The sequence below is a fragment of the uncultured Campylobacter sp. genome (assembly GCF_938031315.1).
Taxonomy (GTDB): Bacteria; Campylobacterota; Campylobacteria; order Campylobacterales; family Campylobacteraceae; genus Campylobacter_B.
Window position 1 is genome coordinate 1 of the sequence record NZ_CALHHT010000168.1, and the last position, 8,380, is coordinate 8,380.

General features: G+C 51.5%; 5 protein-coding genes and 1 pseudogene. 2 read left to right on the forward strand and 4 right to left on the reverse strand.

The window, feature by feature from the left end:
* The 4 genes and pseudogenes from Q0236_RS04440 to Q0236_RS04455 form a co-directional block, all read right to left on the reverse strand.
* A pseudogene (locus Q0236_RS04440) lies at nucleotides 1-1,312 on the reverse strand (hypothetical protein); the annotation flags it as partial.
* Nucleotides 1,296-2,417 carry a DNA adenine methylase gene (locus Q0236_RS04445; RefSeq protein WP_297915504.1) on the reverse strand — a complete coding sequence of 374 codons (1,122 nt, stop codon included), beginning with the start codon at nucleotides 2,415-2,417 and terminating at the stop codon, nucleotides 1,296-1,298. The pseudogene Q0236_RS04440 and the gene Q0236_RS04445, both read right to left, overlap by 17 nt.
* Nucleotides 2,418-4,031, reverse strand: coding sequence for an anthranilate phosphoribosyltransferase (trpD, locus tag Q0236_RS04450; protein WP_297915506.1), 1,614 nt, complete (start codon nucleotides 4,029-4,031; stop codon nucleotides 2,418-2,420).
* A gap of 314 nt (nucleotides 4,032-4,345) precedes the next feature.
* A complete protein-coding gene (locus Q0236_RS04455) occupies nucleotides 4,346-6,031 on the reverse strand; it encodes an anthranilate synthase component I family protein (RefSeq protein ID WP_297915508.1) in 1,686 nt (561 codons plus the stop codon).
* 126 nt (nucleotides 6,032-6,157) lie between these two features.
* Here Q0236_RS04455 and Q0236_RS04460 point away from each other — a divergent pair, with 126 nt between their 5' ends.
* Nucleotides 6,158-6,889 carry a YaaA family protein gene (locus Q0236_RS04460; RefSeq protein ID WP_297915510.1) on the forward strand — a complete coding sequence of 244 codons (732 nt, stop codon included), beginning with the start codon at nucleotides 6,158-6,160 and terminating at the stop codon, nucleotides 6,887-6,889.
* 852 nt (nucleotides 6,890-7,741) lie between these two features.
* Nucleotides 7,742-8,380, forward strand: a 639-nt coding sequence (locus tag Q0236_RS04465) for a sulfite exporter TauE/SafE family protein (protein WP_297915512.1), incomplete at its 3' end; no start/stop codon positions are given.

The following is an 8,380-nucleotide window of genomic DNA, read 5'->3' on the forward strand; positions in this document are numbered from 1 at the left end:
CTAACTTGCCTACTTCGCCGCCGTCATTTGCAATATTTGGCGCGCCCACCTCATAGTCGTTTGCGCCGCAATCATCGGTACCCTTCCTCGCAGGCTTTGCCTCACTTGATCGGGCGACATCACGCACAATTTTACTAGCCTCGTCGTCATTGGCGGCACGGTGATTATCGTTTTCTACGAGTTTCTCTCCGCTGTTTTCGACGCACTCTGCGTAAAATTTTTCCTCGCTGCAATCCTCGCGGGTTGCATTACGCTCAAAATCGCCTCTTGCGTCGTCTGCGCTTTGCATTGCGCCGTCCGCGCAGTTTTTTTCATCGCTCGACATACTGCTTCGCTCTTCGCAGCCAAGCCCTGCGCGTCGCAGCAGATCCCAGTCGAAGCTCACGCCGTTGCCGCCCAAGCTCGCCCCTTTGGCGTCGAATAATATCCGGTCGCAGCTCAAGCCCTCAAGCGGCGGCATTTCGGCGCCGATGCTTAGCACCTGCCACGCCTCGACGCCCGCTGCGTTAAGGCGCGCTTTGAAATCCGCGTTTATGCGTCCGTAGATCTGAGCGCAGTCCAGCTCGCAAGCCTCGCAAATTTTTAAAATTTGCTCTTCGCCTAGAGCTTCCGCGCCAAAAATTTCAGAATTCAGATCCTCCGTCGAGGTGGGCGTGGCGCAGTTTGCGTTTAAATTTACGCTCAAATCATTGCGCTGCTTTTCGCAGAATTCCGTGGCTTCATAAAATTCTACGCCGCCGCTATTGCTCGCGTAAATTTTATCTTTGCAAATTTCATCGCCGCAGGCTTTGCCTCTAAAATTTTCGCACGCGGCGGCGCTGTGTTTTGCCGAGCTCAAAGCAAAGACCCCGACGCACTTTGCGCCGTTTTTGTGCGCGATATGTGCGATCTCGCGCGCAGTTTCTACGCTGACGCGGCGCTTGGAGCTTGATACGAATATCACGCCTAAAAACTCCACCCGCACGCCCGAGCCGTCGCCCAGATTTCGCGAACCGCCGCAGAAATTTTTATCGCAATCGGAATTTTGATCGGGCGTAAAATTTACATGATTTTGTGCGCGGCAGGTGAAATTCTCGCCGTCCTGATTAAAATTTTGCGCGAAATTTTGGTCGTCAGAATTGAAATTTCGCGTAGAATTCTCGGCATCCGAATTAAAATTCTGCCCAGGATTTTCGCCGCCCGATTTCGGCAAATTTTTAGCATCATCCGCGCGCTCTAAATTTGCGCAAAAAACCGAGTTGCACGCCAGCACGGCGCGGGCTTCGGCGGCGCTTTTGATGCCGCAAATTTTGATCTTACTTCTGTACGACATATAAAAATTCCGTCACGTAAAGCTCGCGCGCGTTTAAATTTCTGCTCGCGCGGTAGGTCGGATAGCGGATCTCTATAGTGCGCACGGAGCCGATTTGCGCGAGGTTTTTTAAAAACTCCGCCTTTGAGATAAAGCCCTCGGAATTAAAAGAGATTATTAAAAATTTCGCCGGAAATTTCGCCAGCAGCGCGAAAAATTCCTCCGCAGCACTTGATTTTTTGTTGTAGGCCGAGCGGTTCCAGTCTGCAGGGATCCCAGAAACCCTGCTAAGCCCCACAGCATTTGGGCGCTTACCCTCGTTTATAAAATCCGTGATCAAATTTAGCATGAAATAGTTCGAGCCGTAGGGATGCTGATTGTAAGGGGGGTCGAAATACGCGACGTCAAGCTGCGAAAAGCGCTCGCGTGCACTCTGTGCAAAGCGCGCGGCGTCCTCTTGAAAGACCGCGCTTTCGCAGGCGAAATTTGAAAGCACGGGCAGGCGCAGGGAAATTTCGCCCATTATGCGAGCTAGCGCGTTTTCGCCGCTGCCGCCGAACTTACCCACGCCCGCTTTGTCCTTGTAAAAGCCCTTAAAAACGCCGCCCGTGTTTGAGTGGATGCTCGCCTCGCTAAGCAGCGGCGCGGTGAAAAAATTACGAAATTCTTGCGGGATTTTGCTAATCTGCTCGCAAAGCCCGCCTAAAATTAGGGCGTTTCGGCGCGTGTAAAAAGCACGCTCGCCCGCTTTAATATCTTGGTCGTCCTTCGGCGCGTACAGCTCGCTAAAAAAACTCTCCTTCGGCGTAAAATTTCTTAAAATTTCAGCGCGCAGCTCGCTCAAGTCTCGCCACAGCTCGTCGCTGAAATTTGAAAGATAGCAGGAGTTTATCGCGCGCGAGTAGCCCTCCAGATCGTTTGCGATCACGAGATTTGAGTGCGCTTTGGCCAGGCGCGCGACGATGCCGCTACCGCTAAAAACGTCCGCGAAGCTGATCTTGCCCTGCCCAAGCTCCGCTTTGATTTCGCAGATCGCCCGCTCTATCGGCGCTAGCAGCGAGCGCTTATTGCCCAGATAGCTGATGAGCTGCTCGCTTAAAAACTCCCTCTTTTCGCCGCTAGCCATCTAAGCTCTCGCCCCTACGTAGTTTTCGTAAAATTTCCACGTTTTGCCCGATCTGATCGCCTCTAAAATGAGCGGCTTAGCCTCCGCAGGGCTTGCTACGACATCGGCGCAGTATAGCGCAAACATCGCGTTTAGCACGACGATATCAAATTTTGGCCCGCTAAGCTCGCCTTTTAAAATTTGCTTTAAAGTTTCGGCGTTAGCCTCGCCGTCGCCGCCTTCTATATCGCCGTGGAACGCCCGAGCGAAGCCGAACTGCTCGGGATTTACGCGGTATTCTAAAATTTTGCCGTCCTTGACCTCGTGGATTAACGTCTCATCGCATAGGCTAATCTCGTCCATACCGTCCATTCCGTGTACCACCAGAGCGTGCTTGCGCCCTAAAATCATCAGCGTTTCGGCGATGAGCCCGTTTACTTCCTCCAGATAATTGCCTACGATCTGATTGCTTAGGCTCAAATTTGGATTTAAAAGCGGCCCCATTATATTAAAGACGGTGCCGATTTTTAGGCGGTTGCGAACCTCTTTGACCTCGGCGGTGATCTTGTGAAAAAACGGCGCGTGAAAAAACGCTAGCCCCGTGCGATCTAGCAGCGCCCTAATCTGCGCAAGATCGCTAAGTAGCGGCACGCCCAAAGCATCCAGAGCATCGGAGCTGCCCGATCTGCTGGTAATGGCGCGGTTGCCGTGCTTGGCGACGCGCACGCCGAAGCTTGCCGCGATAAAGGCCACGGTCGTAGAGATATTGATCGTCTTTAGCCTATCGCCGCCCGTGCCTACGATGTCAAACATCGGGCTCGGATCGTCGTAGGTGATCGAGTATTTTAAGATACTGCGCACGAGCGCCGTGAGGCTGCTTGGGTAGAGCGATTTTTCGCTGATCAGCACGAGCAGCCCCGCAAGCTGCACGATGTCGTAATCCTGCTCGTAAAGCGCCTTGCAAATGACGGCGTAATCGTCGCTGTCTAGCGGGAAGCCCTTTTGTAGCTTCAACATAAACGGGGCGAAATTTACCACGAGTTTCTCCTTTAAAATTATCTTTTTGCCGTAATTTATGAAATTTTCGATGATCTTTTTGCCGTATTGAGTAAAAAAGCTCTCGGGATGAAATTGAATGCCGAAAACCGGCTTACTTCGGTGCTTCATCGCCATTATAATGCCGTCGTTTTCGCTCTTTGCTAAAATTTCAAACTCGCGCGGCAGCGTAGCTTCGTCCACATAAAGCGAGTGGTAGCGCATCACTTCAAATTTACGCGGCAGCCCGCTAAAAAGCACACCATCTGCGTAAATTTCGATCGTCGAGCTCTTGCCGTGTAGCGGCACCTCAAGCTGCTTTATCTCCGCGCCCGCCGCGTATCCGATCGCCTGATGCCCAAGGCATACGCCCAAAATCGGCACGTCCAAATCCGCGCGCAAAATATCCAGGCAAACGCCGCTGTCTTTTGGGTGATTTGGCCCGGGGCTTAGGATTATGTGCGACGGGGCAAGCTCGCGCACCTGCTGCAGCGTTATCTCGTCGTTGCGGAAGTAGCGCACCTCCTCGTCGCTTAGCTCCAAAATGTATTGATAAATATTAAAAACGAAGCTGTCGTAATTATCTATCATTAAAATCAAAATTTTATCCTTTTTTAGGGCGTTTGCGCCTCTTTAAAATTCTAAATAGTTTAAATTTGACCGCTTTGCGGCGGCTAAATTTAGCGCCGTTTTAGCGCCTCTTGCGTGCTAAATTTAAAATTCCGCCCGCGGCTGCGGCATTACTACATCAGCTGCGACGTTACGCTGCTTTGCAGCCGATATGTATCTTGGCTTTGCGGCGCCGAATGAAGCTAGCCGTTAAATTTAACGTCCCAGCAGCGACACGTTTTAAATTTAGCGAAATCAAACTCGCGCCTAAAAGCGGTGCGTCAGGCTAGCTAAATTTAAAGGGCCTAAGCTTCCTCGCATAGCTCCTCGATCGCTTTGAGCGGGCTTTTGCGCTTTTTGCAGATCTCCGCGTATTCGCTCTTTGGCGAGCTGTCGTAAACGATGCCTGCGCCCGCGCCGATAAATACGAGATTACTTAGCCCTTCGCAGCCGAAATTTTCCGCGTTAAATTTAGCAACCTCAAACCGCATCGCGCGGCTAAAGCTCGGCTCGCTTTCTAAATTTAGCGCCCCGCCGCCTGCGCGAGCTTTTAAATTTAATGTCGCCTCGTGCTCGCCTGCGCGCGGCCTTAAATTTTGCGCCACGTCGCTACTTTTTTGCGCTGCGAAATCGCAAAGCTCCGTCGCTTCGGACTTCTCCTCGCCGCAAGCAGCGTTTAAATTTAAGTTGGAATTTCGCTTAAAATCCTCGTCCGAGCAGAAATTTTGCGCGTCGCGATTTACGAAGATCGCCGAGCGAATCAAGATCGCCTGCATCACGTCGCCGTTAAAGCGCCAAAACCCGATTCCGCCGCCGTATATGCCGCGCTCGTAGCGCTCCAGCTCGTTTATGATCTGCATCGCGCGGATCTTCGGGCTGCCGCTTAGCGTGCCCGCAGGAAAGATAGTGCCGAGCACCTCAAACGCACTTACCCCGCGCGGCTTACTGCCGTAAACCTCGCTTACGATGTGCATCACGCTTTCGTAGCGCACGACGCGCATCGCGTTTTGCACTCGCACCGAGGCGGGCGCGGCGAATTTGCCGATATCGTTGCGAGCTAGATCGATCAGCATCCGATGCTCCGCAAGCTCCTTTTCGTCGCTTAAAAGCTCACGCTCAAGCGCCGCGTCGGCCTCGGCATTCGCGCCTCTGCTGCGGGTGCCCGCGATGGGAGCTACGAAAATTTCGTCCTTTTTGATCTCCATGATCAGCTCGGGGCTGGAACCCGCTACGCAGCCGTACGGCGTCGGGAAGTGAAACATATAGGGGCTCGGATTGTTCTTTTTGAGTCGCTCGTAAAACTCCAGACTACCCAGATTCGTGCCGACTTCTAAAATTTCGCCCAGCACGACCTGAAACACGTCGCCGCTTTTTATCTTTTCTTTTGCAGCCTCGACCATCGCGCTAAAATGCGACTCCTCGGCATCCAGATCGGTTAAAATTTTAAATTTAAGCTCTTTTTTCTTAGGCTCCGGCTCAGACGCGCCTTGCGATTTCGAGCCGCCCTTTATAGCGGCGTCCGTTCTTGCAGCACTCTGGGACGCAGCTGCTGTTTCGACGGCGGCCTGTTGTGAAGCCTGCAAGCTAAGCCCGCGCAGACTTTCGTAAATTTGGGCATCTTTGCCGTAAAAATCGTAAATTTTGCTGATTTTATCGTAGTGCAGGTAGTTTGCGGCATCGGCGTAAAAAAACGGCGGGAAGTCATACAGCGCCTGCTTCGGCGCGCCGATATTTTCAAACGCGCGCACGATGTCGTAGCCCAAAACGCCGAAAAGTCCGGCAAAGCTCGCGTTTTTAAACTCGCTTGCGCCCACTTTTGCGCCCTTTACCTCATCAAATTTAAGCCTCAAAGCCTCAAAACTCATCTTAAATCCGTCGAAATAATCGCAATCGATGCCGATGATGACCTGCCTGTCGTCCTCTGCGAGGTAGCTTTGCGGATGCGTCTTTAAAATTTCGCGGTAGTAAAACAGCGGCTCTTCTAAAAGCATTTTCGTCCTTACAATTTTTAGCGCCATTATACGCTGCTTAGCTTAAATTTGAGCGGGCGGCGCGAGCCTGGGCGGGCTTAATGCAAGCAAAATTTTAGTAAAATGGGCGAAATTTAAGGAGAACGTATGAAAATTTTATTTTCCCCAAGCGAGATGAAAAGCGAGCTGGGCGGCGACACGCGCATTTGCGAGCGAAATTTCATCTTTGCAGATCTTTACGAAAAGCGCCTGCAGATACTGCGCGCTTATGCAGATTTCGTGGATAAAGCAAGCGAGGCGGAGCTTTGCAAGCTTTTCGGGCTGAAAAAATGGGATGCGGCTCTGCGCGAAAATATCTTTGAAAAAGGCTGCGCGAAGGCGCTTTTGCGCTACACCGGCACCGCGTATCGCGCCCTAGGCTACGCGTCGCTAAGCCCCGGCGCGCAGGAGTTTGCGGAGCGAAACACGATAATTTTTTCAAACCTTTTCGGCCCCGTGCTGGGCGGCGACGCGCTGCCGAACTACAAACTCAAGCAGGGCGAGAGATTCGGCGGCATAGACGCGGCGAAATTTTATCGCGATAGCTTCTCCGCCGCGCTGGATCGGTATCTGGCGGATGAGTGCGTCGTGGATCTGCGCGCGGGATTTTACGAAAAATTTTATGAAATAAAGCGCCAATATTTGAGTTTTAGTTTCATCAAAGGCGGCAAGGTGCTGAGCCACTACGCCAAAGCCTGGCGCGGCAAGGTGCTGCGCGAAATCGCTCTTGCAGGCGCTTGCAGCGAGGCTGAGGTGCTTGCGCTGCGCTTGGGCGGCGCTTCCGTGCTCGAGATCAAACAGATCGGGCTAAAAAAGGAGATCGTGCTGGAAATTTCATAAGGCACAAAATCCGCTCGGAGAAATTTACAATAAATTTTGCAGGTCTAATGCGGATTTTTGCGTAAAATTTAGCTCGGAAAATTTGCCGCGAGTTCAAATCCCGCCCCGCATCCAAAGCAATTCTGCCCGGAGAAATTTGTGGGCGGAATTTCATCGTGAGGATTTGCGGCGGCGACTTTTTGGTCTTTTGGCACTCTTTTAGCGAGCTTTGAGCGGCCTTAAACGAGCTTTTGGCGGCGAAATTTCGTCGTAAATTTTTGCAATAAATTCGCGCTCTTTGCGCTTGCCCGCTTCGTATAAAATTTTACGGCGATCTTGTCGTGACTTTGCACCGATTTTGCGGCGATTTTTATAATACAGAGTGCGGAAGTTGTGCTGTCGTCCTCCGCACAGAAATAATTTTCACGAAGGGGGATGCGCCGCGCGTGCAATCGTGGATGGAAACGTAACTTTATGCGGAAAGAATTTTACTTGCAATTCGCCACAAAATTTTGAGAGAATTTTACCGCAGTAATTTTGCTTGCAGCTATGCCACGCGGAATTCTGTCGCAGAAAATTCCACTGCTTAAAATTTCGCCGCAGAATTTTGTCTAAAATTTTGCTGTACGGAATTTTGCCGTATGAAATTTCGCCGCGATAGAATCCTGTCGAAAATTTAATCCGCGCTTTAAAATCCCATAAATTTCCAAATTCCATAAATCCCACACATAAAATTTCAAACCGAAATCCCGCGATCAAAATCTATCGCCTAAAAATCCCGCAAATCCCCGCTCCTAAATCCAAAATTCCGCAAATTTAGCAAGCTTTAAATTTTAAAGCTATAAACTTCGCTTCAAATTTTAAGGATCAAAAATGCTAGAACTCCCCTTTGTCGGCGTCGTCGTGGGCTTCATATCGGGCTTTTTCGGTATTGGCGGCGGCACGGTCGTAATGCCCGTGATGATGGCCCTGGGCTACGATATCAAGACAGCCGCGGGCATCTCGGTGATGCAGATGTTCATCGTCTCGCTTTTCGGCTCGTATCTGAACTACCGCGCAGGCAGACTCCGCCTAGATAGCGGCATCGCAGTGGGGCTCGGAGGGCTGTGCGGCGCGAGCCTATCGGGCTTCATCGTAAAGTATTCGCCGGAAATCGTGCTTGAGATCGGTCTTCTGCTGACGCTTGCCATCTCCTTTCTCAAGCTCTTTAGCACGAACGTAGCAAGCGGCAGTGGCGCCAATCCCCACGGCGCGGTGCTATTTTTCATCGGCTTTGCTATCGGCGCGATCGCGCTTAGCATGGGTGTGGGCGGCGCGGTATTTCTAACACCCGTATTAGTCGGATTTTTGGGCGTCGATATCAAAAGAGCGGTCTGCATGGGGCTATTTTTCATCGTTTTCGGCTCTTTCAGCGCGCTTTTGAGCCTTTCGTACAACGGCCACGTAGATTACGAACGCGGCGCGCTGCTAGCCGTGGGCGGGCTTTTGGGCGTGTATTTCGGCACCTCTCAA